Here is a 24,301-nt window from a genome sequence, read left to right as displayed (position 1 = left end):
GTAGCAACCTTTAAAACAAAGTGCACACAACTACCCCCGTAATGGCGAGCAACAAGATTCTCGGTATCGACCTTGGGACGACGAACAGCGCGTTCGCCGTAATGGAAGGTGGCGATCCGGAGATCATCGTCAACGCCGAAGGCGATCGGACGACGCCCTCGGTCGTCGCGTTCACCGACGACGACGAACGGCTCGTCGGCAAGCCGGCGAAGAACCAGGCGATCCAGAACCCGGAGAAGACGATCGCCTCGATCAAGCGCCACATCGGCGAGGACGACTACACCGTCGAGATCGAGGACGAGGAGTACACGCCTCATCAGATCTCGGCGATGATCCTCCAGAAGATCAAGCGCGACGCCGAGGACTACCTTGGCGACGAGGTCGAGAAGGCCGTCATCACGGTCCCGGCGTACTTCTCCGACCGCCAGCGCCAGGCGACCAAAGACGCCGGCGAGATCGCCGGCTTCGAGGTCGAACGGATCGTCAACGAGCCCACCGCCGCGTCGATGGCCTACGGCCTCGACGACGATTCGGACCAGACCGTGCTCGTCTACGACCTCGGCGGTGGGACGTTCGACGTCTCCATCCTCGACCTCGGCGGCGGCGTCTACGAGGTTGTCGCCACGAACGGTGACAACGACCTCGGTGGCGACGACTGGGACGAGGCGATCATCGATTGGCTCGCCGACGACTTCGAGGCCGACCACGGCATCGACCTCCGCGAGGACCGCCAGGCGCTCCAGCGGCTGAAAGACGCCGCCGAGGAGGCCAAGATCGAGCTCTCCTCGCGCAAGGAAACAGAGATCAACCTGCCCTTTATCACCGCGACCGACGACGGCCCGATCCACCTTGAGCAGAGTCTCACCCGCGCGAAGTTCGAGTCGCTCACGACGGACCTGATCGACCGCACGGTCGGCCCGACTGAGCAGGCACTCGAGGACGCCGGCTACAGCAAAGACGACATCGACGAAGTGCTGCTCGTCGGCGGTTCGACCCGGATGCCCCAGGTGTCGGCGAAGGTCGAGGAACTCACCGGGCAAGAGCCCCAGAAGAACGTCAACCCCGACGAGGCCGTCGCGCTGGGTGCGGCGATCCAGGGTGGCGTTCTCGGTGGTGAGGTCGACGACATCGTCTTGCTCGACGTCACGCCGCTCTCGCTGGGTATCGAGGTCAAAGGCGGCCTCTTCGAGCGGCTCATCGAGAAGAACACGACGATCCCGACCGAGGCGTCGAAGATCTTCACCACCGCGGCTGACAACCAGACCTCGGTGCAGGTGCGAGTCTTCCAGGGCGAGCGCGAACTCGCCGAGAAAAACGAACTGCTCGGCGAGTTCCACCTGACCGGCATCCCGCCGGCGCCCGCCGGCACGCCCCAGATCGAGGTCACGTTCAGCCTCGACGAGAACGGCATCGTCAACGTCGCAGCCGAGGACAAAGGAACCGGGACCAGCGAAGAAATCACGATCGAGGGCGGTGCTGGCCTTTCGGATGCCGAGATCGAGCGTATGCAGCGCGAGGCCGAAGAACACGCCGAGGAGGACAAACAGCGCCGCGAGCGCATCGAGGCCCGCAACACCGCCGAGGCGACGATCCAGCGCGCCGAAACGCTGCTCGAGGAGAACGACGAGGTCGGCGACGACCTGCGCTCGAGCATCGAGGCCGCAATCGAGGACGTAGAGGAGACGGTCGACGACGACGAGGCCGACGCCGAGGAGATCGAGGCGGCGACCCAGGAGCTCAGCACGGAACTCCAGGAGATCGGCAAGCAGATCTACCAGGAGGCGGCGGCTGGTGGCGGTCCGGGTGCGGCCGGTGCTGGCCCCGCAGGCGGACCCGGTGGCATGGGCGACGGCCCGAACCCGGGTCCGGAAGGGACGGCTCCCGGCGACGAGGGCGAGGAGTTCGTCGACGCGGACTTCGAGGACATCGACGACGAAGACGACGAGCGGTAATCGGGGATTCGACCCGGTTTCCGCAGAGCGTTCGTTTCAAGTGTTTCAACGGATTACCGGGTGACAACGAATGAGCGAGGATTTCTACGACGTACTCGGCGTGAGTCGCGACGCGTCGGCCGAGGACATCAAGCGAGCCTATCGGAAGAAGGCCGCGAAGTACCACCCGGACGTGAGCGACGACCCCGACGCCGAGGAGAAGTTCAAGAAGATCCAGAAGGCCAAGAAGGTGCTCACCGACGAGGAGAGCCGCCAGGCCTACGACCGGCTGGGTCACGACCGGTTCGAGCAGGCCGAAAAACACGGCTTCGACGCGGGCGCCGGCGGCGCTGGCGGGATGGGCGGCGACCCGTTCGGCGGCATGGGTGGGATGGGCGGCGGCCTCGGCGACCTCTTCGAGCAGGTCTTTGGCGGTGGTGGCCGCGGTCGCGACCGACCGCGCAAGGGCCGCGACCTCCGGACCACCCTCAGAATCGACCTCGAGGAGGCGTACGAAGGCGTCGAGAAGGCGGTCACGATCGAGCGACCCGAGACCTGTGAGACGTGCGATGGGACGGGGCACCCGCCCAGTGCCGAGGCCCAGACCTGTCCGGAGTGTCAGGGCCGCGGCCAGGTGACGCAGGTCCAGCAGACGCCGCTCGGACGCGTCCAGCAGACGACGACCTGTCGGCGTTGTGAGGGGGAGGGGACGCTCTACTCCGAGACCTGTGACGACTGCCGTGGCGAGGGGTACGTCAGGCGGGAGGCGAAACTCTCGGTCGAGGTCCCCGAGGGGATTCGGGACGGTCAGACGCTTCGGATGGAAGGCGAGGGTGCTCCGAGCCCCAACGGCGGCCCCTACGGCGACCTGCTGATCGACGTCGCGGTCGCCGACCACGAGGCGTTCGAGCGCGACGGCGACGACCTCCGGTACCGATTGGCGCTCTCGTTCCCACAGGCCGTGTTCGGCGACACCGTCGAGGTGCCGACGCTCGACGGCGCCGCCGAGTTCGAGGTCCCCGGCGGCACCCAGAGCGGAGAGACGTTCCGACTCGAGGGCAAGGGGATGCCCCGGCTCCGCCGGCGCGGCCACGGCGACCTCTACGTGAAAGTGCAGGTCGTCACCCCCGAGCAGCTGAACGCCGAACAGCGCGAGGCGCTCGAGGCATTCGCCGAGGCCGGCGGTGAGGAGATCGAGGTCGAACAGGGCTTCTTCGAGCGACTCAAGTCGAGTTTCTGACGGCGTCTCCCGTTCGTAGACGACGCGATCCGTTCTCGTGCGAGGGGCACACTCCACGTGCGTATCGAACACTGAACGCAAAAGGCTGGTAACCTCGATCGGACCATTATAGTACCCGTTGAAAGTCATTGCACACCCGGTCACGAACGTCGGCGGCCAGCCTTGACGACGAGGCTAAGGCTGGCCGCTCGGCTGTGACCGGGTGTAAATCGTTTCAACGAGTACTATATTTCCAGGGAACGACTGACTCGAGTCGGCGCGCTTTTGCACCCGCGCTCGATACTCCCGGCTATGGACGCGGTAACGGTCGCCGACCTGCTCACGCGAGACCGACGGACCGACCGACCGGCGCTCGAGGACGAGACCGGACGCGAGTTCGACTACCACTGGACCCTGACGTCCGCCTGGAAGGCCGGGAACTTCTTGCGTCACACCGGCGTTCGCCGAGGCGTTACCGTGGGCGTCGTCGGCGACGGCCCGTTCGCAGTGCTCGCCTTCCTCGGCACGGCGCTGCTCGAGGGGACGACGCGCTTTGCCCCGCCGACGGCGCTCGGAGACGACGAGGCGTTCCGCACGCTCGTGGCGCCGACCGACGAGCTCGCGGCGTACGACCTCCCCCGCGGCGCCCAGCGCGTCGGCTACGGCACGAAGCCCGACTCGCCCGACGTCCACTACTTCGACGCCGGGCTGTGGAGCGAGAATCCGTCGTTCCCGCCCGTCGCGATCGATCCCGACACGGCGCTCGTGACCGACGGCGACCGGACGCTCACCCACGGCGCGGCGATCGACGCCGCGCGCGAGGTCGTCGACTCGTACGGAATCGGCGAGGGGACTCGAGTCGCCGTCGGTTCGCTCACGGACCTCCGGGTCGTTGCGGCGGGGCTGCTCGCACCGATCCTCGTCGGTGGGACGGCCGTCCTCCCCGGCGACGGGACCGAATCCGGATCGATCGACCTCGTCGCTGGCGAGTCGGGAACGCTCGAGCGACTCGACGTCGACGAGGGAGGCCGAATCGACCTCGAGACGCTCGAGGTCAACTGAGCGTCTGTCGCTCGAGCGCGCGACATCGATCGAGTCGGTCGATTACACGCGCATCGTCGACTCGACTGCGTCGACGATCCGGGCGGCGTTGGGCAGGTAGAAGTCCTCGAGTGCGTGCAGCGGGACGTGCGTGTCGAGGCCGGTGACGCGCTCGATGGGGGCCTCGAGGTAGAACAGTGCTTCCTCCTGGATCGTCGCGGCGAGTTCGCCGCCGAATCCGCCGCTCATGGGGGCCTCGTGGACGACGACGGCCCGGCCGGTCTTCTTTACGGACTCGGTCACCGTCTCGACGTCGAGCGGGGAGAGCGAGCGCAGATCCACGACCTCGACCTCGACGTCGCCCGCGAGTTCCTCGGCCGCGCCGAGTGCGGGTTCGCACATCGCGCCCCAGGTGAAGACGGAGACGTCCGCGCCCTCGCGGCGCACGTTCGCCTCACCGATCGGAACGGTGTACTCGCCGTCGGGGACCGGCCCGCGGAACGACCGGTAGATCCGCTTGGGTTCCATGACGATCACGGGGTCGGGGTCGCGGATCGCACTCGAGAGCAGTCCCTTGGCGTCGGCGGGCGTGCTCGGGATGACCACGTCGAGGCCGGGTTCGTGGGCGAAAAAGGCCTCCTTCGACTCGGAGTGGTGTTCGGGCGCGTGGATACCAGCGCCGTAGGGCATCCGGACGACGAGCGGGCAGGTGTACTGTCCCTTCGAGCGATACCGGATCCGCGAGGCGTGGCTCACGAGCTGGTCGAACGCGGGGTAGGAAAAGCCCGAGAACTGCATCTCGGCGACCGGGCGCATCCCCGACATCGCCAGGCCGATGGCGGAGCCGACGATACCCGACTCCGCGAGCGGCGTGTCTACGACGCGTTCCTCGCCGAACTCCTCGTAGAGCCCCTCGGTGGCGCGGAAGACGCCGCCATTCTCGCCGACGTCCTCGCCGAGGACCATCACACGCTCGTCGCGGCCCATCTCGACTGCGAGGGCGTCGCGGACGCCCTCGACCAGCGTCAACTCCTGCGTGGTGACCGCCGAACTCATGAGTGTCTGAACGCCTCCTCGCCGTAGCGTTCGCGGATCGATTCGAGCTCCGCCAGCTGTGCCTCGAGCCGTTCGGGCGGCTCTTCGCGCAGGTGCTCAGCCAGCTCCGAGACGTCCGCCTCCGCGGCTTCGGCCTCCTCGATGGCTGCCGAGAGCTGTTCCTCGACGCGATCCTCGATCGCCGACTGCGTCTCCGAGTCGAGGCGGCCGGTTTCGTAGAGGAACCGCTCGAGCCGGTTCACCGGATCCCACCGGCGCCAGCGCTCGGCTTCCTCCTCGTCGCGGTACTGGGAGGGATCGTCCGCCGTGGTGTGGGCGCCGAAGCGGTAGAGGACGACCTCGAGCAGCGAGGGACGGAGCTCGTCCGCGGAGGGACACTTCGCCTTCAGGACGGCCTCGCGGGCGACCTGGTAGACCGCGAGCGGGTCGGTGCCGTCGACGCGGACGCCGTCGATGCCGTAGGCGTCGGCCTTCTGGGCGATCGTCTCGCTGGCGGTCTGACGTTCCCGCGGGACCGAGATCGCCCACTGGTTGTTGTTACAGACGAAGACGACGGGGGCGTCGAAGACGCCGGCGAAGTTCATCCCCTCGTGGAAATCGCCCTCGCTGGTCGCACCGTCGCCGAAGTGACACATCGCGACGGTGTCGGTCTCGCCCTGGAGCTCCTTGCCCCACGCGAAGCCCATCGCCTGGGGGAGCTGGGTGGCAATTGGGATGTACTCGGGCAGGACGTTCACGTCGTCGGGGATGGCGTAGCCGTCGCGGTGGCCCCGGAGGGGTAACAGCAGTGCGGTGAGGTCCATCCCGTGGACGTACTTCAGGGCGTGTTCGCGGTAAGTCGGGAACACCCAGTCGTCGCCGTCGAGGGCGTAGCCGCTTGCGACCTGGGCTCCCTCCTGGCCGGTCATCGGGGCGTACGTCGAGATTCGACCCTGTCGCTGGAGGCTGATCATCCGTTCGTCGAACCGGCGGGCGAGCCGGACGTCCTCGTACATCGAACGGAGTTCGTCGTCGGTGAGGTCCGGCACTGACGCGCTGGGAAGGACGCTGCCGTCCCTGTCGAGGACGCGATAGACGTCCGAATCGGGTCGGTCGTGGTCGATGCTGGCAAGTGGATCTGGGAGACTACTCATGGCTAGTGCTACTGCTGGAGAATGGTCGGGAAACGGCGATACCTCGGCGCGGAGTCCACTCAACGCGTGGCATACAGGCGATGGGCCCCCATCGTCGGTGGGTCGGCCGATTCGAACGTCGAGTGAGTGGCCCGTTCGAACGCCTGGAGGCGGGAATTATTCCCGCCGAATGTAAAGTTCTCCGCCAGTGTAATTTTCAGTGTGGGTGCACCGAGCTCGCTACGGGAGTCGTCAAACGATGCAGTCGGTCGCGGACTGGCGGAGTCCATACCCACTCAAACCCCGTGGGCACTCTTAACTTTTGTGTGTCATGACAGAGCTTGTCGTACGATTCAGTCAGTCTCTACCCGAGAATGGCGAAAGAAAATCGAAAAAATTCCGGAAGAGCCGTGGATTCTTCGATATCGTCACTGGCGTTTCACTCGAGAAATGGTCTCGCGGACTGACTCTTTTTTCGTCCAAAAAGTCATGATACTGGAGTCGAAAGAGGTGACAATGCCAGCCGAACGGTCTACGGACGGGTACCTGTTCGACCTCTATCGTCGGTACGTCGGCGAACCGGAGGCTCGTACCGACGTCTACGTCGGATTCGGGTTGTTTCTCGGCGGAATCGGCCTCGCGATCGTCGCCCTGTTGCTGTTCGCCTGGAGTAGCACGCTCGAGGCACGGTCGTCGGCGTACTTCGCGTGGGTGCAGCCGGCGTACGCCCTCGGGATGGTCGCGCTCCCGGCGACGATGCTCGGGATCGTCGCGCTCCTCCCTTCCGAACGACGGGTCCGCTACGCCTCCATCGTCGGTGTCGCGACCACGCTCGTCGCCGTCGGCGGATTCGTCCACCTCTATCCCGCCGACTGGAACTTCTACGAGAGCGGCGAAACGGCGTTCAGCACCGTCCACGTCGTCGCCGTCTACGCGATCGGTCTGGCGAGTATTTCTGCGTCGACCGGCGCGGCACTGATCGCGCACTACCTCGATCTGGCGCGAGCGGCCGAGAGCGTCGAACTGGGCTCCGACGACGAGGACGAAGAACACTACTCCGACGAGGAGATCCGCAGCGACATCGACGCGGCGATGGAGGATGTCGAACTCTCCTGGGGCGGCGTCGAGAAGACCGAACACAAGCGCCTGAGCTTCACCGAACACGAGTTCGAGGGCGTCGACCTCGACGTCGGAACCAAGACGAAGCGCTCGAGCGGTGTCGACTCCCAGGTCGCCGGCCTCAAGGGGCTGAAAGGCGGTGAGACGAAGACGACGACCTCGAGTAGTACGGTCGACGATCAGACGGAGAAGCTGAGAGCGCTTCGTGAACAACAGCAGGCAGAGGAGCTAGCGACGGAGGAGTCGTCGGGACTGTTAGCCAGACTCAAAAATATCTTCTTCTGACAATAGAGTTGCTGTTTTGCTCGAGAGCATCGCAATCGGTAATTTCGACTGTAGCGAGAGTTTTCGAGTCTCGAACATAACTGTTCGGGTAGCTGGCATATACATTTTTATTGTGGATTTGTTAATGATGTATAGAATTTACATAGATTTATAATCGACCGGCATCCTTGGCAAACCATGGCCAAAGGCCTAGACGTTGGGACGATGAACATCCTGTCTGCCCAGCAGGATGGCAACGACACGGTGTTTGTACAGCAGCGCAACTCCTTCGTGGAGATCGAGTACTCGGACATGGCCGAGCAGATGCTCTCACGAAGCGACGTGCTCCACATTCGGAAAGACGATAAGGTGTACGTCGTCGGTGACGACGCCCTGAACTTCGCGAACATCTTCAACAAGGAGACGCGCCGCCCGATGAAACACGGGATTCTCTCCTCGGACGAGAAGAGCGCGATTCCGATGATGAAACTCATCATCGAACAGGTCGTCGGCGAACCCGCCTATCCGGACGAGAAGCTCTACTTCTCGACTCCCGCCGATCCGATCGACTCCGACCTCTCGACGCTGTACCACCAGAAGACGATCGAATCGTTCCTCAACGAGATGGGGTACGACGCCGAGCCGATCAACGAGGGGATGTCCGTCATCTACTCCGAGCTCGCGGACAACAACTTCACTGGCCTCGGGATCTCCTTCGGTGCCGGGATGACGAACGTCTGTCTGGCCTACTACGCGGTGCCCGTCATGAAGTTCTCCGTCGCCCGCGGTGGTGACTGGGTCGACGAGTCGGCCGCCCGTGCCACCGGCACCCCGGTCGACAAAGTAACCTCGATCAAAGAGGACGACTTCGAACTCGACTTCACCACCGACGTCGGCGGCGTCGAGGGGGCGCTCTCGATCTACTACGAGAACTTACTCGACTACGTCATCGAACACATCGTTCGCGAAGTCGACGACGAAGACGTCGAGGAGGGACTGGACGTGCCCGTCGTCGTCACCGGCGGTACCTCGAGTCCGAACGGCTTCGAGGCGCTGTTCCGCGATCACTTAGAGGACGCCAACATCCCGTTCTCGATCAGCGGCGTCAGCCACGCCGACGAGCCGCTGTACAGCGTCGCCCGTGGTGGCCTCGTCGCGGCCCGCTCGGACGAGGACGTCGACCACGGCGAAGCGGAAGCCGAAGCACCGGCCGAATAACGGCCGTTCTCTCCTCTTTGCCGCCTTCGACGCGCGAGTACCGTCGCTCGAGTATAGAGAGGCCGTTGTAGCCAGTTACCGACGGTCGATACCGTCAGGTCCTGGTGTGGCTGTCCTGGTCGATTCGGGATCACTCCGTGCGTTCGTTCGTCTGCTCGTAAAACCGTTCGAACGCGTCCCGCCACGACTCGTGGTCTTCACCCTCGCTCTCGTGGTCGACCGGCACGTCCGCGAACCCGCATCGACCACACGCGATGGTCGTGACCTCGCCCAGCGACAGACGCTCGAGTGACGACCCACAACGAGGACACTCGTCCATACCGTTCCCTGTGCGTAGACGTTCTTAATACTATGCGCTCACGCGGTCGAACGCAGCGGCGATCGTTCGACGACGGGGCGAAGCGACCAGCTTCTCGACTCGACCATTACTACTAAGCATTTACAAAGGTTTTTGTATGCTGCCCATGTATCGTCTGTCGATGAGCACCACCTCGCCCCCCGACGTCGGCCGGACGATCGAACGGTGTCGACCCGCGGACGTCACGCCAGTTCAACTCGAGGCGGACGCACTGGAGTCGACCGCGCCGGAGTACCTGCGCGACCTCAGGCGCGAACTGTACCACGAAGGGCTGTTTCCTGCTCGAGTGATCGTCAGCGCGCGGTTCGACGAGGACTGTTCGCTTCGAACGCAAGAGGAGGTCGACCGCATCCGGGGCTACGTCCACGCCGCCTCCTTTCTCGGTGCCGGCGCCGTGACTGTCGAGTGTGACACCGTCTGCGACGTCGAAAAGGTTCGACCCGCGCTCGCCGCCTGCGCCGAACGCGCCGAGCGCGAGGGACTGACGTTCGATCTCGACGCCCCCATTACGCTCGAACACTGACCGTTGGGTGATGCCTTCGCGGCGCACCCTCGCCCGCCGACTCGAGTCCGTCACCGACTTCGCCGAGCCGTCGGTCGACTTAGAGCAGTATCTCACCCCGCCCGACGTTGCCGCACACGTCCTTCATTTCGCGTCACTGCAGGGCGATCTGACCAACCGACTCGTCGTCGACCTCGGCACCGGGACGGGGATGTTCGCCATCGGCGCCTCGCAGTTCGCACCGGCGCGCGTCGTCGGCCTCGACGTCGACCCCGAGGCCCTGACGCTCGCTCGAGCGAACGAACGACGCGTCGGTGGTGAGACGCCGATCGACTGGGTTCGTGGCGACGCGGCCCGCCCCCCGCTCGGGGTCGACTCGGCGATCGTTCTCTCGAACCCGCCCTTTGGCGCCCAGCGCCGCCACGCCGATCGGCCGTTCCTCGAAAGCGCACGCGCGCTCGCAGCCGTCTCCTACACCATCCACAACGAGGGAAGCCAGTCGTTCGTCGAGTCGTTCGCCGCCGACCACGGCGGCGAGGTCACCCACGCCTTCCGTGCGACGTTCGACCTCGAGCACCGCTTTGCCTTTCACGCCGAAGCGTCGCGCGAACTCGAGGCGGAGGTCTTTCGGATCGAGTGGGCCTGACGAGGCGTTAGTCACGAGGTGTCCCTTCCTCTCGACGACCGATACGATTGTCACGTAATCGAACCATCACGTTTTCATGGTCTCCGATCCCGACTCCGACCTCGACCGAAGCGCTGAACCCGACCGAACGGACGGCGGGTACGACGTCGGCCTCGACGAGCAAGAGCTGTACCTCGTCGTTCGGACAGCCGTGAAGGACGCGATGCTCGACGTGGTCGGGACGCTCGTGTTGCTCGGGTTCGCGCTCGGCCTCGTGTGGATCGGCGGCTGGATGGCGATCGACGGCGATTCGACGGGGTTCGTCGCGGCGGGTGGAGCCTTCGTCGTGGCCGGCGCCCTCCTCGCCGCCGTTGCCCTCGAGCTGCTGCCACCGATCCGCGACTGGTTCTGACGGATGCCGTTCGGGCTGGCTACTCCTCGCTCGCGACCGGAACGACCGTTCCGTTCGTCTTCGCGAAGATCGTCCCGTCGTCGTGTTCGAACGTGAGGCCGTTGGCTTCGGCCGTCGCGTTCTCGGCCGGAATCGGGACGCTCGAGACTGCGCCGCCCGGCCCCTCGACCTCGAGCGTGAACGCACCGTCGTCATCCGGGACGACGCTCACGTTTCGCCCCTCGATTCTGACCTCGGCCCGAACGGGGTCTGAGGTGTGAGCGAGCTGGCGATCGTCGCCGTCGGCCCAGAGCCAGACCTGGTAGGCGGTGTCGTTGCCGGCGGCGGTCCAGCCGTCGCGCTCGACGTGAACGGTCTCGCGCCAGCCGGGCCCGCCGACCTCGACGGTCGTCCCGCCGTCGAACGCCAGCCGCTGGGCCGACACCGCCTCGATCCAGATGTTTCGGTCGGCGCTCGAGACGATGACGCCGCTCGACTCGACCGTCGTGTTCTGGCCGAACGCCGAGACGTCGACGATGGAGATCATCTCGTTTTCGACCCCTTCCGCGTAGCTCACCGAGTAGTCGCGGACGTCGATGGCGGCGTCGGGATTCGTCGAGGCGTCGGGAGCGAACAGGTTCGCCGGGATCGCGGGACCGCTGATGAGGGCGACGACGAGGACGACGGCCGAAAGCGCCGCCCCCTTTCGCGTTACGTCTCTGAGTCGCGACTCGGAGGGGCTCCCCCTGGCGAGCCGTCGAATCCGGCCTCGAGCGTCCGCCCTGTGTCCGCCGAGGCCGAGTTCGAGGATGCGCTCGAGTCGGCCGGCCAGCGGATCGGCAGCCGAGCGGCCGCGAAGCGACGCCGGGAGCAGCGGCCGGTCGGAGGCGACCACCGCGAGCGTGACCACGATGGCGAGCCCGGTGACGATCACGACGCCGGGGCCACGAAACAGGACGTAGGTGTTTCCGCCCTCGAACCAGTAGATCGCCCACAGTCCCTTCGAGAAGGCGAAGACGAGGAGGGCGATCCAGAGCCGGAGCGGGTCGGGGCGGTACCGCCGCCGGGAGAAGACGATCACGGCGATGAGAAAGCCGAGGAAGAAGCCGAGTGCGTGTCCCTGGACTGCGGTCGTCGCCCACCCCGGCGCCGACGGGGGTCTGGGCTGGGCCTGGTAGGTAAAGACCGCGTTGGTGAGTGCCCGGTAGGTCGTCGACACGACGCTCTGGACGCCGATCGTCGCGACGAGCGTCGCGATCGGGTAGCGGACGATCGCGAAGCCCGCGAAGGCGTAGACGACGCCGGAGAAGCCGATGACGGGGCCGAGCGCGAACAGGCTGACCACCAGCCCGATCGCGATCACGGCGAGGGGAAAGACGACGAACGCCCGAATCCACGGGGTCGCCAGCCACGACCCAGTCGAGCCCTCGTCGCGGTCGCGCGGATAGTGTCCCCAGGCGTACTCCGCGATCGGCGCGGCGACGAGCGTTCCGACGAGGTTCCCGATCAGGTGTCCCGAACTGGCGTGAGTGAACGACGCCGTCGCCATCCCGAGCGGGTAGAAGTACGACCACGCCCGGTAGGGGAGCACCACCGGATTGTCGAAGTCGGTGATCCCGTCCTGGACGAGCAGGTAGACCGCGAGGACGAACGCGACGACGACGAGCGTTCCCCACGGGACGCCGAACAACAGCCGACTCCGGAGCCGACTCCTCCACCGGTGGCTCGACGCGTCGACCGACCGGAGTGCGAGGATCGACGCCACCAGCGCGACGGCCAGGCAGACAGCGACCACGACCTCGAGCGGGACCATCATCGATTCTTGGGGTCGGTCCGTATATCAATGTGGGTGGAACCCGAAGCCGACGGGTCGATAGAGAGAGCCTGTGATAGTCCTCATCGCCGGTCCGTTTCGAGGCCGAGACTGTGCTTGCTTTCGAGTAAAACGGCGCTGACGGGGCCGCGAACCGTTTTGGTCGTCGGCAACGTGCGTCGCGTCGAGAGGAAGCCCATGTCACTGCTGCCACGACCGAAGACGGATCAGCTCGTCGATCGGTACCCACACGTTCGAGTCGGTGACGGCCCGAAGACGCTCCTCGTGATCCCCGGGCTCGGCGACGCGATGTTCGACGGGGAGTACGGCCGGTCCGGCGCCTGGGCCGTTCGCTACTCCTTCCGGCGGTTTCTCGACGAGTACACGGTTCGCGTGGTGAGCCGGCCGCGCGGCCTCGCCGAGGGGACGTCGATCCGCGAGCTGGCTCGCGACTACGCGCGTGTGCTCGAGACCCAGATCGGACCTGCCTCGGTGCTCGGCATCTCGATGGGCGGGCTAATCGCCCAGGAGCTCGCGAACCTCCGACCCGACCTGGTCGACCGGCTCGTACTCGCCGCCTCCGGCTGCCGGCTCGCCGACGAGAGCGTTCAGATCGGCCGTCGGCTCCGCTGGTACGCCCTCGAGGAGGAGTGGACGAAAATCCGCACGGAGCTCCTTCGGGAGATGTACACGGGCTACAGACGGACGCTGTACCCGCGGCTCTCGGCGACGGTCGGCCGGCTCCGGCCCCCGACGCCCGCCGAACCAGCCGACGTCGTTGTCTCGATCGACGCAGTCCTCGAGTACGACGGTACAGACCGACTCGAGGAGATCGAGCCCCGAACGCTCGTCATCGGCGGCGACGAGGATCCGTTCTTCCCCGAGGAGATCCTGCGGGAAACGCACGCCGGCATCCCCGACGCCCAGCTGGCGATGTTCCGGAACGCCCGTCACGGCGCCTACCTCGAGCGAAAGGAAGGGTTCGACAACTGGGTGAAGGGGTTCCTCGCCGACGAGACCCGGGCCGCTTCACTGTGACGGCGATCGGGCCTCCTCGCTGTGACGGCGGTGGGCTGACCGGCGCTCGAATCAGGTAGCGGGTCAGGCCTCCTCGATCTCGAGCACGCGTCCCGCGGCGACCGTCTGACCCATGTCCCGGACGGCGAAGCTGCCGAGTTCGGGGATCTCGCTCGAGGGCTCGAGGCTGAGGGGCTTCTGTGGACGGATCGTGACGATGGCCGCGTCGCCCGCCTGGATGTAGTCGGGGTTCTCCTCGGTTACCTCTCCGCTCGCGGGATCGAGCTTCTGGTCGAGGGTTTCGATCGTGCAGGCGACCTGGGCGGTGTGGGCGTGGAAGACGGGCGTGTAGCCCGCGGTGATCACGCTCGGGTGTTGCATGACGACGATCTGGGCCTGGAAGGTTCGGGCGACGGTCGGCGGCTCGTCGGCGGGGCCACAGACGTCGCCGCGGCGGATGTCGTCCTTGCCGACGCCGCGGACGTTGAAGCCGACGTTGTCGCCGGGCTCGGCGCGCGCGATCTCCTCGTGGTGCATCTCGATCGTCTTCACCTCGCCGCCCACGTCGCTGGGCTGGAAGGAGACGCTGTCGCCGGTCTCCATCACGCCGGTCTCGAGTCGACCGACGGGGACGGTGCCGATTCCCGAGATGGTGTAGACGTCCTGAATCGGGAGACGCAGCGGCGCGTCAGTCGGCGCCTCGGGTTCGGGCAGCCCGTTCAGCGCCTCGAGCACCGTCGGGCCGTCGTACCAGGGCGTGTTCTCCGAGGCGTCGGCGACGTTGTCGCCCTCGAACGCCGACATCGGGATGAACGAGGCGTCGTCGACGGCGAACTGGACCTGTCCGAGCAGTCCTTTCACTTCCTCGACGACCTCGCGGTAGCGCTCCTCGTCGTACTCGACGACGTCCATCTTGTTCACGCCGACGATCAACTCGCCGATGCCGAGCGTGCGCGCTAAGAAGACGTGTTCTCTCGTCTGGGGCTGGACGCCGTCGTTGGCCGCGACGACGAGCACGGCGTTGTCGGCCTGCGAGGCCCCGGTGATCATGTTCTTCACGAAGTCGCGGTGGCCGGGCGTGTCCACCACCGTGAAGTAGTACTCGTCGGTGTCGAACTCCTGATGGGCGATGTCGATCGTCAGGCCACGTTCGCGCTCCTCGGCGAGGTTGTCCATCACGTAGGCGAACTCGAAGCCGCCCTTGCCCTTCTCCTCGGCTTCCTCGCGGTGCTGTTCGATCACGTGCTCGGGGATGTTTCCCGTCTCGAACAGCAGTCGGCCGACCAGCGTACTCTTCCCGTGGTCGACGTGGCCGATGATGGCCAGGTTCTGATGTGGCTTGTCAGTCATGGTCGCTCGTCCCAGGGTGTGATACGTGCTACCAAAGCAAAGCCGTTGATTGAAAGTCGTCTCGAGTGATGCGTCGGGTCAAGTCGGCAGTAGTATCGACGGACGACGGTCACAGGTCTCGCTGTCGACCCTTCGGCACCATCGAGCGCAACTCGCCGTGGATGTACAGCCCCACCCCGAGGGGCTCGAGTTCGCCGGCCACCTGATGGGCGGCGATCAGGTAGCCCCAGTCGCCATCCCACTCGAGGTCCTGGTCTGCGCCGTCGACGAACCGTTCGGCCTCCTCGCGGGAGAGTTCGATCACGTTGCGCGTCGCGTGGCGGCCGAAGCGCTGGATCGCGTCCGTCGTCGGCTTCCAGTGTTCCTGGCGGGTGCGCAGGCAGGTCATCCCGAGCGCCTCGAGTTCGACCGTCGACGGGGACTCGCCCGCGTAGACCCAGATCTTCCCCGAGCCCTTTTCCCAGAACGTGTGGTCGTCGAACGTCTCCGGTGGGATAGCAAAGCGCTCCTCGAAGTAGCCGACGACGTCCTCGCGGCTCGCCCGCCCCTCGACGGTGCGCTCGTCGCTCGTCTCGGGCAGGCGGTCGAACCGCTGGCCGACGTTTTGCTCGAGGTCGGCTCCGTCGTCGCTCATGCCCCCACCTCCAGTTTCGCGACGAAGAAGCCGCCCGTGTCGTTCTGGTGGGGATAGATCCGTGCGGCCTCCTCGAGACTCGAGTCGTACTCCTCGCCTTCCCACTCGGTGAGCCCCGGCGAGTGCATGAGGCCGAGGTCGAAGGGGACGACGCGACAGTCCTCGCGCTCGAGGGCGTAGTCGACGACGGCCTCGTTCTCTTCGGGGGCGAACGTACAGGTCGAGTAGACGACCGCCCCGCCCTCGCGGGTGGCCTGGATCGCTCGCCGGAGGATGCCCTTCTGGATGCCGACGACCGACTGGACGTGACCGATCGACCAGTCGTCGAGGGCGTCGGGGTTCTTCCGGATCGTCCCCTCGCACGAGCAGGGGGCGTCGACGAGTGCGCGGTCGAACTCGTCGAAGGCGAGGGGGTTCATCGAGTAGTTGCGCGCGTCCTGGTTCGTCACGACGATCGACGTCGCGCCGAGGCGTTCGGCGTTGAAGCGCAGCGCCGAGAGCCGCCCGAGGTTGCTGTCGTTGCCTACCACCGTTCCCCGGTCGTCCATCAACGCGGCGAGCTGGGTCGTCTTCCCGCCCGGGGCGGCACAGGCGTCCCAGACCCGCTCGCCCGGCTGCGGATCGAGGACGACTGGCGGCACCGCCGACACCTCCTCCTGGCCGTGGGTGAAGCCGTGAAACGAGGCCCACGTCGACCCAGGCGAGTCCGTCTCGAGGCGCAGCACGCGCGGGTTCCAGTCGGCCTGCTCGTAGCCGACGCCCTCTTCCTCGAGCGTCGCGGTCGCCCGATCGACGGACGCCTTGATCGCGTTCACCCGGACGGCGGTCCCGAGCGGGCGGCGGCAGGCCTCGAGGAACGCCTCGAAGTCGTCGACGACGGGTCGGTACCGCTCGAGTGGTTCCATGCTCGTCGGGTTCGACCGCCCCGCGTTTGTGGGTTTCGAAGCGCCGATCACCCGGGCTGACGTGTCTCGGGTCGACGCCGTACTGGGATTCCCATCGAACTGGTATTTCGGCAACATTTATTAGGAACCTTGTGGACACCACCAAACAGATGGTGAGAGCTATGGCGTCGAAGACAGCCGAACTGACCGCGGTCTGTTACGTGCGTGCACCGCTGCTCTTAGAGCCGGTGGACCAGCAGGTCGAGACCCTGCAGGCGTGTGAGGCGGACGGAACCGTCGACACGGTCCTGCTCCGAAGCTGGCCAAAGGAGGTCGCGCGCACGGAGAACAGCCCGTACCAGGAGGTGCTCGAGGCGTTCGAACGATTCGACCGGTGGGCCGACGAGCGGGGCGTGAGCGTGCAGCCGCCGTTCAGAGAGCGCACCGTGACGTCGACGGTGACGGGCGAGTCGAAAGACGTTCTCGTCACGCCGATGCTCTGTCTCGCCGTCTACCGAAACGACGAGCTCCACGCGGTGTTCCCGCACACCGACGGTGAGGAGACCGTGACGGCCTCCGAGGCGATCGCCACGCTTCGAACCGGTGAACTCCCCACGCCGCTGGGAGCCCCACCCACCGAGCCAGAGCGGGCGAACGCCTGTCCCGAGTGTGACGGCGACCTGCTCAACGGGCAGGGCGTGTTCGCCTGCCTCGACTGTGGCTTCACCGCCTCGCTCACTGCCGACGGTCGGTACGTCGAACTCGAGCTGTCGACGCCCGAAGCGCCCGAATTCGACGTTGCACCCGACCTGCGCTGATCGCCGGACCACACCGACTGCCGGTCGACTCGCTCACCGGCGCATGCGATCACCGAGCAATCGGATCGACTGAACGTCCGGTTCCCGTTGCATTCAGGACGTCAGAACGCTTCCTACCCATTTTTTATCGAGGGGACATTCCGAGGTGGATAGAGATGTCCACGGAATCCCACGACGTTGTCGTCGTTGGCGGTGGGACGGCCGGCTGTTTCGCCGCAACGACCGCCGCACAGGACGGCCTCGACGTCGTTCTCGTCGAGCGCAAGACCGAGGAGGAGGGCGGATACATCGCCTGCGGCGACGGGATCAAGGGCGCGAGCAAGTTTCCCGACGTCGTCGACCGCGATCGGCTCGACGAGGAGGCGTTCACCAACCACGGGATCAGCCGTGCACTCTTCGAGAACCCGCTGACGGGCGAGACGATCGACATCCCGTTCACCGAGTCCGGTGGCGTCGTCGACCGCTACAAGTACGGTCAGATTCTCCTCGAGGAGACCGACCGCGCTGGCGCGGAGATCCACTACGAGACGGTCGTCCAGGACGTCGTCCAGCCGAACGGTCGGGTCGAGGGTGTGCGGGCGATCCGGGAGGGTGAGCCGGTCACCTACGAGGCCGAGGTCGTCATCGACGGCGCCGGCGCGCTGTCGATCTTACAGGACAAAGCCGACCTCTCTACCTCGACGTTCGATACGAACGTCAACTACTCGCAGTTTTGCTCGGCCTACCGCGAGGTCCTCGAGGTGCCCGAGCCCGTCGACTGGCACGACGCGCTCGTGTTCAAACCGACCGAGGAGCTCGGCTATCTCTGGTACTTCCCGCGATCGGCGACGGAGATCAACGCCGGGCTGGGCTTCCAGATGAACAAGCCGCCGATGAAGCTCGTCGAGGTGCTCAAAGCCGACCTCGCGAGCCGGGCGGAGTTCCAGGGGGCGACGGTGAAGAACAAACTCGGTGCGGCGCTGCCGACGCGTCGGCCCTACGACTCGGCCGTCCACCCCGGCTTCGTGGCCGTCGGCGACGCCGCCGGACACGTCAACCCGTGTACGGGCGGCGGCATCCCCGGCGCCGCGAAGGCCGGCCACTGGGCCGCCAAGGTGGCCGCCGAAGCGATCGGCGACGGCGACGTGAGCGAGGCCGCGCTGTGGGAGTACAACCGGCGCGTCCAGACCGACTTCGGCAAGCGCTTCGCCGCGATGGACCTCTACAACATCTTCGGCGGCGCCCACGAGATCGAAGAACTCGTCTCGGTCATCACCTCCCTGCCCGGACAGCAGATCGTCGATGCGCTCGGGAAACGCGGGACCGCCTCCATGGGCCTCGGGCTGAAGCTCAAGACGCTGCTGAAGACGGTCGGCCACTGGGACGTCCTCTACGAACTCTACAAGATCCAGCAGGAGGCCAAGACGCTCAAGGACGTCTACGACTCCTATCCCGACGACCCGCGCCACTTCGACGCCTGGCAGGCCGAACGCGACGCCGTGATGGACCGCGTCTACGAGCTCACCGGTGCCGAGCCGAAGTACTGATTGTCGGCCCGCTCGCCGAGTCCGTCCCCCAAACGCCTTTTTCCGATCCCTCACCCATCGACGACCGTCTCCCGGCCGAGAAAAACCCGAAAGTTAACGGTTCACCGCGCGCGTTCGTTCCGTATGGCTACCCGCGCACAGCGAAGTGGTGGTGGCGGCATCGTCGGCGCGGTGAAGGTCGACCTCGAGCGGCTCCACGGTGCCTGGATGGAGATCCCGTTCCCCCGACAGCGTGGCCGCGGCCACTCCGTGATGGGCAAATGGAAACCCGAGACGACGCCGCAGAAGATCGCCTACCACGCCTGGAGCATCCTCGGCGCACTCGGGCTGCTCGTCCTCTACCCGTTGACTGTCCTCGGATTCGCGACCCGCTTTTACGCGAGTAAACTCGACTCGACGACGACCCGTCTCGGGGTCGCCGGCGTGACGGGGCTCGCGCTGGTAATCTGGGGTGCCCTCACCGTTATCGCTCACTTGCAACTGCCGTTCGACGCGTTCCTGGCCGTCGCCGCGGCGAGCGCAGCCGCCGTCGTCTCGACCGCGCTCGCGGCTACCTTCTCGAAGGTCGGCGGCCGGGTGACAACGGTCGTCCTGGCGTACCCGTTCGCGATGACGGCGATCTTCCTCCCGCCGGTCGTCGCCGCGCTCGTGACGCCGTCGCTCGAGCCGTACGTCCTCGACCCGAGCTACGACCTGGCGGTCTGGGTGCTCGACAACGTCCTGTTCGTCGGCGGCCTCAACGAGTTCCTGCGGGCGAACTACGAACTCGAGGGCGTCGCCTACGCGGCGATGTGGGTCGGCTTCTCGTTCCCGCTCGGCTGGTTCCTCGGCTTCCTGGTCGCGCTCGCGAACCTGGCTCGCCCCTCGAACTGACCGACGGCGGTGAACTGATTAGCGGTTCCCGGTATCGTAATGTGAGCTGAATCCGAACGGTCGCGTATGGCACTCGAGCTAGATACGGTCAAGACGATGGTTGCGTTCGTGCTTGTCATCGCGATCGGCACGGCTTTGTTGTTCCCGATGCCCGGGATGACGACCAGTACGATCCTGATGATGGTCGTCCCGTCGATGGTGATCTTCGGACTGATCATGCTCGCTATTGGCGTCGCACACGGCCAGTATCGCGCGACGCACTGATCGCTCGGCCACGATTTTCACGTCGATCACGAGCGACCGACGACGGCCGCGTTCGGCCTCACCGGCGGTGGACGGTCATGGGAATCTCGTGTTTCGGCCGCGCCGTGATCGTCGCCATCAGGTCGAGCTCGGTCCCGGGGACGAGCTCGAGGTGATACTGCTGGTAGACGGTCGCGAGGATGAGTCGCGCCTCGAGCATCGCGAACCGATCGCCGATACAGCGTCGGGGCCCCGCCGCGAACGGGAAGTACGCGAGTTTCGGCAGCGAGCGTTCCATCTCGTCGGTCCAGCGTTCCGGCCGGAACGCGAGGGGATCGTCGTACCATCGGGGATCGCGGTGGACGACCCACTGGTGCATCCGAACCGTCGCCCCTGGGGGGATCTCGTAGCCGCCGACGATGTCCGGCTTCACTGGCTCGCGAACGATGCCTGGCACCGGTGGGTACAGTCGCATCGACTCCTTGACGACCCGCTCGGTGTAGGTCAGCTCCTCGAGGTCCTCGATCGTGGGGGCTTCGCCGTCGAGGACGTCGTCCAACTCTTCTACGAGCCGCTCCTCGACTTCGGGGTGTTTTGCCAGGAGGTACGCCGTGAGCGTCAGCGAGAGCGCGGTCGTCTCGTGACCGGCGAGCAACAGCGTCACGACTTCGTCGCGGATCTGCTCGTTCGAGAGCGTGTTCCCCTGGTCGTCGGTCACCTCGAGTAAGGTCGAGATGACGTCTCCCTCGGTCGGGTTCCGCCGTCGTTCCTCGATCAGGCCGTAGACGACCGCGTCGAGTCGCTCGCGGGCGCGCCTGATCCGCCGGCGCGACGGGGTCGGAACGCCCGGTGGTAACACGAAGTGAGAGAGGGTCTCTGAGGCGAGCATGAACTCGTCCAGCGCCGACCCGACGACGTGGACCTGGTCGTCGATGTCCGCGCCGAACAGCGCCCGGGCGACGATCTTCAGGGTCACCTCCATCATGTCGTCGTGAAAGTGACGCGTCTGGCCGTCCTCCCACGTCTCGAGGGACTCCTCCGTAAAGTCGGTCATCATCGACGCGTACTCCTGAATTCGGTTCGGATGGAACGCGGGCTGGAGGAGGTGGCGGTTGCGTCGCCAGACTGCGCCCTCGCTGTTGAGTATGCCGTTGCCGGTGATCGGCCGGAGGACGTTCTGGAAGTTCTCACCTTTGATGTAGTTCTGGTTGTTCTGGACGAGCACCTGCTCGATGTGGTCGGGGTGGTTGAGCTGGTAAACGGGGCCGCCGGGGTCCTCCCAGGCGGCGATATCGCCGTACTCGCGAGCCGTCCGCGTCATGAACTCGTACGGGTTGCGGAGAAACGCCAGCTGATTGCCGAGTACCGGAAGCCCCTCGGGGCCCGGCGGCCGGTCGTCCGAGAATGGAGGTGTGTCGCTGCTCATCGGTGTCCGTTCAGACGGTCCGGTCGGGTCTATGTCTATATCCGAGCATCCTAGGTGGTTTTATACGACGTGGGAGGTAGAGGACGACGATGAGGTACGCGACGGTCACGCTGACGTGGACTCACGGAGACGGCCATCCGATCGACGCCGTCTTCGCGGGGGAGGATGCGGTGCGTATCGAAGCGATCCGGTACGTGAGCCCGGTGCAGGAGGGACAGTACGTGGAACTGCTCGAACTCCGGGGCGACCTCGAGCGCGCCCGATCGCTGCTCGCGGACGCACCCGAGGTACTCGAGTACGACGTCGCCGGCGCCGACGGCCAGGGCGTCGCCTACGTCCAGTGTCGGACGGCCGGACTCGTCGACGACCTGCTGGCGATCCTCCGGAAACACGAGATCGTTCTCGAGTGGCCGATGCGGTCGCTCGAGCGACCCGAGAGCCGCGGCGTCGAGGTCTCCGTGTTTGGGACGAGTCGAGCGATCCAGCGGGCGGCGGCGGATCTCCCCGACGGGGTCCGTCTCGACCTCGCACGACTGGGCGAGTACGAACCCGACGACGACCGACTCTCGGCGACGTTGACCGAGCGCCAGCGGGAACTGTTCGAACTCGCCGTCGACGAAGGCTACTACGAGGTGCCGCGGGAGACGACCCACCGCGAGCTGGCCGACATGCTCGGCCTCGCACCGGGGACCGTGAGCGAACACCTCCAGCGGGTGGAAGCGAAACTGGTCGACGCCTACACCGCCTCGAGCTGACGGCGCGGCCGTCGAGCCACCCTGGGAAGGCGTCGATGACATTTGGCGTCAGTGAAACCGCACTGTGTCGAACGAAATTCAATTGAGGAAGAAAAACCCAAATTCTTATCACCATTCTCCCCACTCAAGTGGATATGTCGCAAAATTCGCGAAGCGACCTCTCACAGGCGTCACCCGGATCGATCCCCCACTGGTACGCCGCGGGAACGGAACCGGTCACGATCGTCGACGGCGACGGCGCGTGCGTGTACGACGAGGATGGGACCGAGTACCTCGACTTCGCCTCACAGCTGTACTGCGTCAACGCGGGCCACGGCGAGGGGCGGATCGCCGACGCAATCGCCGACCAACTCGAGCGCGTGGCGTACGTCTCCTCGGCCAAAGACAACGACACCCGCGCCAAACTCGCCTCGCGGCTCGCCGAGGTTGCGCCGGATTCGCTCTCGGACGTCTACTTCTCGGTAACGGGTAGTGAGGCCAACGAATCCGCCGTCCAGCTCGCCCGGGAGTACACGGACGGACAGAAGGTCTTGACCCGCTGGCGCTCGTACCACGGCGGCACCTACGGTGCGGGGAGCCTGACGGGTGACCCGGAGACTCGTTCGACCCTCGAGCGCCACGCCACCACCACCGGCGCGGGGAAGTTCCTCCCGCCGATCCCCCGGGCGTTCGACGGCGCGACGGGCGAGGAGCTCGCCGAGCGCGCGGCGAACCACCTCGAGTTCGTCATTCGCAACGAGGGGCCGGAATCGATCGCGGCGATCCTCACCGAGCCCGTCGCGGGCACGAGCGGTGCCTACCCGGGCCCGCCGGGCTACTTCGAGCGCGTCCGCGAACTCTGTGACGAGTACGACATTCTCCTCATCTCCGACGAGGTCATCGCCGGCTTCGGCCGCTGTGGCGACTGGTTCGGCATCCAGACCGAGGACGTCGTCCCCGACATGATCACCTTCGCGAAGGGCGTCACGAGTGCCTACGTCCCACTTGCGGGCGTGCTCGTGAGCGAAGAGCTCAGCGACTGGGCTCGCGAGAACGGCACGGAACTCGGTCAGACGTTCGCGGGCCACCCGGTCGGCTGTGCGGCCGGGCTCGCCGCGATGGACGTCTACGAGGACGACCTGATCGAGAACGTCCGCGCGCTCGAGCCCCACCTGGGCGAGTCGCTCCAGGCGCTCGAGGATCGCTACGACGCCGTCCACTCGGTCCACGGCCGGGGCTTCCTCTGGGGCGTCGAGTTCGCCGACCCCGAGACGGGTGAACACTTCTTCGACCCCCGCGTCGACGAGGCCGAATCGGCCGACGACAACCCCGTCAAGGCCGTTCAGATGGCCGCACAGGAGGGGGGCGTCATGTTCGGCAGCGGTCGACCGAACGTACAGGTAATCGTCAGCCCGCCACTGTGCACCACCGAAGCAGAACTCGACGAGGCCGTCGCAGTGCTCGAAGAGGCCATCGAGACGGTCTTTGGCTGAGCGCCGGTGCAGCCGAACTGACAGCCACTCGTTCTACACCACCGATCATAACACCGATTCGAGGAGCACCGCCCCGGTTACCGAGAGCGCAGTGATGACGACGGTCCACGCCGCGATACTCACGGTCATCCAGCCGAGCGTCGACCGGCCGCGTGCGCCGAGGACGAGCGCGAGGAGCGCAGCGAGGTGGACCCCGGTCGCAATGGGCGCGAGGAGTGCGAGCCCCGGAAGGCCGTAGGCGTTCCAGATGCGTTCCGCTCGAGCGCGCCGACGCGAGCGCTCGCCGTCGCGGCGGGCGGCGAGCCACGCCGAGAGTCGGTCGGCTGCGAGGACGAGTCCGTAAATCGGGACGACGTTCCCGGCGAAGGCGACGACGGCGACGAGGACGGGATCGAGCCCGAGCGCGACGCCGATCGGAATCACGACAAGAATCTCGAGCAGCGGCGTCGCCGCGAGCACGAAGACGAGGACGTACTGCCAGGGGCCACTCGCCGTCTCGAGCCACTCGCGGGCGCGGGCGTCGAGGCCGGACTCGAGGAGCGTGGGTGCCGATTCCGTGACCAGCGCTAGCCCTGGCGGCGTGGCTGTGATGACGGTCACGAGCCAGTCGACGACGGTGAAGGCTGCGGGCACGAGGAGTCAGAGAAGCCGCCG

The 24,301-nt window shown here is 66.0% G+C and carries 24 protein-coding genes; 15 read left to right on the top strand and 9 right to left on the bottom strand.

All coding sequences use genetic code 11. From position 1 onward, the window contains the following. The first annotated feature begins 41 nt into the window (after positions 1-41). The 3 genes from dnaK to NMQ09_RS12315 all read left to right on the top strand — a co-directional run bounded on the left by dnaK (position 42) and on the right by NMQ09_RS12315 (position 4,212). Complete coding sequence (gene dnaK / locus NMQ09_RS12325) at positions 42-1,952, top strand: molecular chaperone DnaK (protein ID WP_255190879.1); 1,911 nt, start codon at positions 42-44, stop codon at positions 1,950-1,952. A 70-nt stretch (positions 1,953-2,022) separates the two neighbouring features. Then, positions 2,023-3,171 (top strand): molecular chaperone DnaJ, encoded by a 1,149-nt coding sequence (gene dnaJ, locus NMQ09_RS12320; protein ID WP_255190878.1) that lies wholly within the window; start codon positions 2,023-2,025, stop codon positions 3,169-3,171. Between the two features lie 291 nt (positions 3,172-3,462). Continuing rightward, positions 3,463-4,212, top strand: a complete 750-nt coding sequence (locus NMQ09_RS12315; protein ID WP_255190877.1) for a hypothetical protein — start codon at positions 3,463-3,465, stop codon at positions 4,210-4,212. A gap of 42 nt (positions 4,213-4,254) precedes the next feature. Here NMQ09_RS12315 and NMQ09_RS12310 read toward each other — a convergent pair whose 3' ends face one another. Continuing rightward, positions 4,255-5,247 (bottom strand): alpha-ketoacid dehydrogenase subunit beta, encoded by a 993-nt coding sequence (locus tag NMQ09_RS12310; RefSeq protein ID WP_255190876.1) that lies wholly within the window; start codon positions 5,245-5,247, stop codon positions 4,255-4,257. Next, entirely contained in the window at positions 5,244-6,380 is a 1,137-nt protein-coding gene (pdhA, locus tag NMQ09_RS12305; RefSeq protein ID WP_255190875.1) for a pyruvate dehydrogenase (acetyl-transferring) E1 component subunit alpha, read from the bottom strand. The genes NMQ09_RS12310 and pdhA overlap by 4 nt, the downstream gene beginning before the upstream one ends. A 495-nt stretch (positions 6,381-6,875) precedes the next feature. On the opposite strand from pdhA, the gene NMQ09_RS12300 reads away from it, so the two are divergent. Together NMQ09_RS12300 and NMQ09_RS12295 are read left to right on the top strand one after the other, a co-directional pair. After that, positions 6,876-7,763: a cell division protein CdpA domain-containing protein gene (locus NMQ09_RS12300; RefSeq protein ID WP_255190874.1), complete on the top strand. Its 888-nt coding sequence runs from the start codon at positions 6,876-6,878 to the stop codon at positions 7,761-7,763. Positions 7,764-7,940: 177 nt separating this feature from the next. After that, positions 7,941-8,960, top strand: coding sequence for a cell division protein FtsA (locus tag NMQ09_RS12295; RefSeq protein ID WP_255190873.1), 1,020 nt, complete (start codon positions 7,941-7,943; stop codon positions 8,958-8,960). 130 nt (positions 8,961-9,090) lie between these two features. On the opposite strand, the gene NMQ09_RS12290 is transcribed toward NMQ09_RS12295, so the two are convergent. Continuing rightward, entirely contained in the window at positions 9,091-9,279 is a 189-nt protein-coding gene (locus NMQ09_RS12290) for a hypothetical protein (RefSeq protein ID WP_255190872.1), read from the bottom strand. Positions 9,280-9,439: 160 nt separating this feature from the next. Between NMQ09_RS12290 and NMQ09_RS12285 the strand changes: the two genes are divergently transcribed. From NMQ09_RS12285 to NMQ09_RS12275, 3 genes are all read left to right on the top strand, one after another. After that, the gene (locus NMQ09_RS12285; RefSeq protein ID WP_255190871.1) at positions 9,440-9,841 is read left to right on the top strand and encodes a DUF7961 family protein; all 402 of its coding nucleotides are present in this window, start codon (positions 9,440-9,442) and stop codon (positions 9,839-9,841) included. Between the two features lie 10 nt (positions 9,842-9,851). Continuing rightward, a complete protein-coding gene (locus NMQ09_RS12280; RefSeq protein ID WP_255190870.1) occupies positions 9,852-10,466 on the top strand; it encodes an METTL5 family protein in 615 nt (204 codons plus the stop codon). 76 nt (positions 10,467-10,542) lie between these two features. Then, positions 10,543-10,857, top strand: coding sequence for a hypothetical protein (locus NMQ09_RS12275; protein ID WP_255190869.1), 315 nt, complete (start codon positions 10,543-10,545; stop codon positions 10,855-10,857). 19 nt (positions 10,858-10,876) lie between these two features. Here NMQ09_RS12275 and NMQ09_RS12270 read toward each other — a convergent pair whose 3' ends face one another. Next, positions 10,877-12,649 (bottom strand): rhomboid family intramembrane serine protease, encoded by a 1,773-nt coding sequence (locus NMQ09_RS12270; protein ID WP_255190868.1) that lies wholly within the window; start codon positions 12,647-12,649, stop codon positions 10,877-10,879. Between the two features lie 198 nt (positions 12,650-12,847). On the opposite strand from NMQ09_RS12270, the gene NMQ09_RS12265 reads away from it, so the two are divergent. Further along, a complete protein-coding gene (locus tag NMQ09_RS12265; RefSeq protein ID WP_255190867.1) occupies positions 12,848-13,687 on the top strand; it encodes an alpha/beta fold hydrolase in 840 nt (279 codons plus the stop codon). A 63-nt stretch (positions 13,688-13,750) separates the two neighbouring features. On the opposite strand, the gene tuf is transcribed toward NMQ09_RS12265, so the two are convergent. The 3 genes from tuf to NMQ09_RS12250 all read right to left on the bottom strand — a co-directional run bounded on the left by tuf (position 13,751) and on the right by NMQ09_RS12250 (position 16,555). After that, positions 13,751-15,016: a translation elongation factor EF-1 subunit alpha gene (tuf, locus tag NMQ09_RS12260; RefSeq protein WP_255190866.1), complete on the bottom strand. Its 1,266-nt coding sequence runs from the start codon at positions 15,014-15,016 to the stop codon at positions 13,751-13,753. Between the two features lie 109 nt (positions 15,017-15,125). Further along, entirely contained in the window at positions 15,126-15,650 is a 525-nt protein-coding gene (locus tag NMQ09_RS12255; RefSeq protein ID WP_255190865.1) for a DUF7122 family protein, read from the bottom strand. Beyond that, positions 15,647-16,555, bottom strand: a complete 909-nt coding sequence (locus NMQ09_RS12250; RefSeq protein ID WP_255190864.1) for an RsmB/NOP family class I SAM-dependent RNA methyltransferase — start codon at positions 16,553-16,555, stop codon at positions 15,647-15,649. Before NMQ09_RS12250 ends, NMQ09_RS12255 begins: the two co-directional genes overlap by 4 nt. 161 nt (positions 16,556-16,716) lie before the next feature. Between NMQ09_RS12250 and NMQ09_RS12245 the strand changes: the two genes are divergently transcribed. The 4 genes from NMQ09_RS12245 (at position 16,717) to NMQ09_RS12230 (ending at position 20,015) form a co-directional block, all read left to right on the top strand. Beyond that, positions 16,717-17,352 carry an HTH domain-containing protein gene (locus NMQ09_RS12245; protein ID WP_255190863.1) on the top strand — a complete coding sequence of 212 codons (636 nt, stop codon included), beginning with the start codon at positions 16,717-16,719 and terminating at the stop codon, positions 17,350-17,352. A 155-nt stretch (positions 17,353-17,507) separates the two neighbouring features. Continuing rightward, entirely contained in the window at positions 17,508-18,878 is a 1,371-nt protein-coding gene (locus tag NMQ09_RS12240; RefSeq protein ID WP_425607236.1) for a geranylgeranyl reductase family protein, read from the top strand. A gap of 123 nt (positions 18,879-19,001) precedes the next feature. After that, positions 19,002-19,751 (top strand): hypothetical protein, encoded by a 750-nt coding sequence (locus tag NMQ09_RS12235; protein WP_255190862.1) that lies wholly within the window; start codon positions 19,002-19,004, stop codon positions 19,749-19,751. A 66-nt stretch (positions 19,752-19,817) separates the two neighbouring features. Next, a complete protein-coding gene (locus NMQ09_RS12230; protein WP_255190861.1) occupies positions 19,818-20,015 on the top strand; it encodes a DUF7333 family protein in 198 nt (65 codons plus the stop codon). A gap of 58 nt (positions 20,016-20,073) precedes the next feature. On the opposite strand, the gene NMQ09_RS12225 is transcribed toward NMQ09_RS12230, so the two are convergent. Next, the gene (locus NMQ09_RS12225; protein ID WP_255190860.1) at positions 20,074-21,420 is read right to left on the bottom strand and encodes a cytochrome P450; all 1,347 of its coding nucleotides are present in this window, start codon (positions 21,418-21,420) and stop codon (positions 20,074-20,076) included. A gap of 89 nt (positions 21,421-21,509) precedes the next feature. Here NMQ09_RS12225 and NMQ09_RS12220 point away from each other — a divergent pair, with 89 nt between their 5' ends. After that, positions 21,510-22,175, top strand: a complete 666-nt coding sequence (locus NMQ09_RS12220; RefSeq protein ID WP_255190859.1) for a helix-turn-helix domain-containing protein — start codon at positions 21,510-21,512, stop codon at positions 22,173-22,175. A 134-nt stretch (positions 22,176-22,309) separates the two neighbouring features. Then, positions 22,310-23,647, top strand: a complete 1,338-nt coding sequence (locus NMQ09_RS12215; protein WP_255190858.1) for an aminotransferase family protein — start codon at positions 22,310-22,312, stop codon at positions 23,645-23,647. A gap of 45 nt (positions 23,648-23,692) precedes the next feature. Here the strand turns inward: NMQ09_RS12215 and NMQ09_RS12210 are convergent, their stop codons facing one another. Continuing rightward, positions 23,693-24,280 carry a small multi-drug export protein gene (locus NMQ09_RS12210; protein WP_255190857.1) on the bottom strand — a complete coding sequence of 196 codons (588 nt, stop codon included), beginning with the start codon at positions 24,278-24,280 and terminating at the stop codon, positions 23,693-23,695. Positions 24,281-24,301 lie beyond the last annotated feature (21 nt).

It is taken from the genome of Natronobeatus ordinarius (genome assembly GCF_024362485.1).
Classification (GTDB): domain Archaea; phylum Halobacteriota; class Halobacteria; order Halobacteriales; family Natrialbaceae; genus Natronobeatus; species Natronobeatus ordinarius.
This window is presented reverse-complemented; position numbering and strand designations above follow the sequence as displayed.

Excerpts from the sequence above, each read along its gene's own strand:
- dnaK (WP_255190879.1), top strand. The coding sequence starts at position 42 with ATGGCGAGCAACAAGATTCTCGGTATCGACCTTGGGACGACGAACAGC.
- dnaJ (WP_255190878.1), top strand. The coding sequence starts at position 2,023 with ATGAGCGAGGATTTCTACGACGTACTCGGCGTGAGTCGCGACGCGTCG.
- NMQ09_RS12315 (WP_255190877.1), top strand. The coding sequence starts at position 3,463 with ATGGACGCGGTAACGGTCGCCGACCTGCTCACGCGAGACCGACGGACC.
- NMQ09_RS12310 (WP_255190876.1), bottom strand. The coding sequence starts at position 5,247 with ATGAGTTCGGCGGTCACCACGCAGGAGTTGACGCTGGTCGAGGGCGTC.
- pdhA (WP_255190875.1), bottom strand. The coding sequence starts at position 6,380 with ATGAGTAGTCTCCCAGATCCACTTGCCAGCATCGACCACGACCGACCC.
- NMQ09_RS12300 (WP_255190874.1), top strand. The coding sequence starts at position 6,876 with ATGCCAGCCGAACGGTCTACGGACGGGTACCTGTTCGACCTCTATCGT.
- NMQ09_RS12295 (WP_255190873.1), top strand. The coding sequence starts at position 7,941 with ATGGCCAAAGGCCTAGACGTTGGGACGATGAACATCCTGTCTGCCCAG.
- NMQ09_RS12290 (WP_255190872.1), bottom strand. The coding sequence starts at position 9,279 with ATGGACGAGTGTCCTCGTTGTGGGTCGTCACTCGAGCGTCTGTCGCTG.
- NMQ09_RS12285 (WP_255190871.1), top strand. The coding sequence starts at position 9,440 with ATGAGCACCACCTCGCCCCCCGACGTCGGCCGGACGATCGAACGGTGT.
- NMQ09_RS12280 (WP_255190870.1), top strand. The coding sequence starts at position 9,852 with ATGCCTTCGCGGCGCACCCTCGCCCGCCGACTCGAGTCCGTCACCGAC.
- NMQ09_RS12275 (WP_255190869.1), top strand. The coding sequence starts at position 10,543 with ATGGTCTCCGATCCCGACTCCGACCTCGACCGAAGCGCTGAACCCGAC.
- NMQ09_RS12270 (WP_255190868.1), bottom strand. The coding sequence starts at position 12,649 with ATGGTCCCGCTCGAGGTCGTGGTCGCTGTCTGCCTGGCCGTCGCGCTG.
- NMQ09_RS12265 (WP_255190867.1), top strand. The coding sequence starts at position 12,848 with ATGTCACTGCTGCCACGACCGAAGACGGATCAGCTCGTCGATCGGTAC.
- tuf (WP_255190866.1), bottom strand. The coding sequence starts at position 15,016 with ATGACTGACAAGCCACATCAGAACCTGGCCATCATCGGCCACGTCGAC.
- NMQ09_RS12255 (WP_255190865.1), bottom strand. The coding sequence starts at position 15,650 with ATGAGCGACGACGGAGCCGACCTCGAGCAAAACGTCGGCCAGCGGTTC.
- NMQ09_RS12250 (WP_255190864.1), bottom strand. The coding sequence starts at position 16,555 with ATGGAACCACTCGAGCGGTACCGACCCGTCGTCGACGACTTCGAGGCG.
- NMQ09_RS12245 (WP_255190863.1), top strand. The coding sequence starts at position 16,717 with ATGGCGTCGAAGACAGCCGAACTGACCGCGGTCTGTTACGTGCGTGCA.
- NMQ09_RS12240 (WP_425607236.1), top strand. The coding sequence starts at position 17,508 with ATGTCCACGGAATCCCACGACGTTGTCGTCGTTGGCGGTGGGACGGCC.
- NMQ09_RS12235 (WP_255190862.1), top strand. The coding sequence starts at position 19,002 with ATGGCTACCCGCGCACAGCGAAGTGGTGGTGGCGGCATCGTCGGCGCG.
- NMQ09_RS12230 (WP_255190861.1), top strand. The coding sequence starts at position 19,818 with ATGGCACTCGAGCTAGATACGGTCAAGACGATGGTTGCGTTCGTGCTT.
- NMQ09_RS12225 (WP_255190860.1), bottom strand. The coding sequence starts at position 21,420 with ATGAGCAGCGACACACCTCCATTCTCGGACGACCGGCCGCCGGGCCCC.
- NMQ09_RS12220 (WP_255190859.1), top strand. The coding sequence starts at position 21,510 with ATGAGGTACGCGACGGTCACGCTGACGTGGACTCACGGAGACGGCCAT.
- NMQ09_RS12215 (WP_255190858.1), top strand. The coding sequence starts at position 22,310 with ATGTCGCAAAATTCGCGAAGCGACCTCTCACAGGCGTCACCCGGATCG.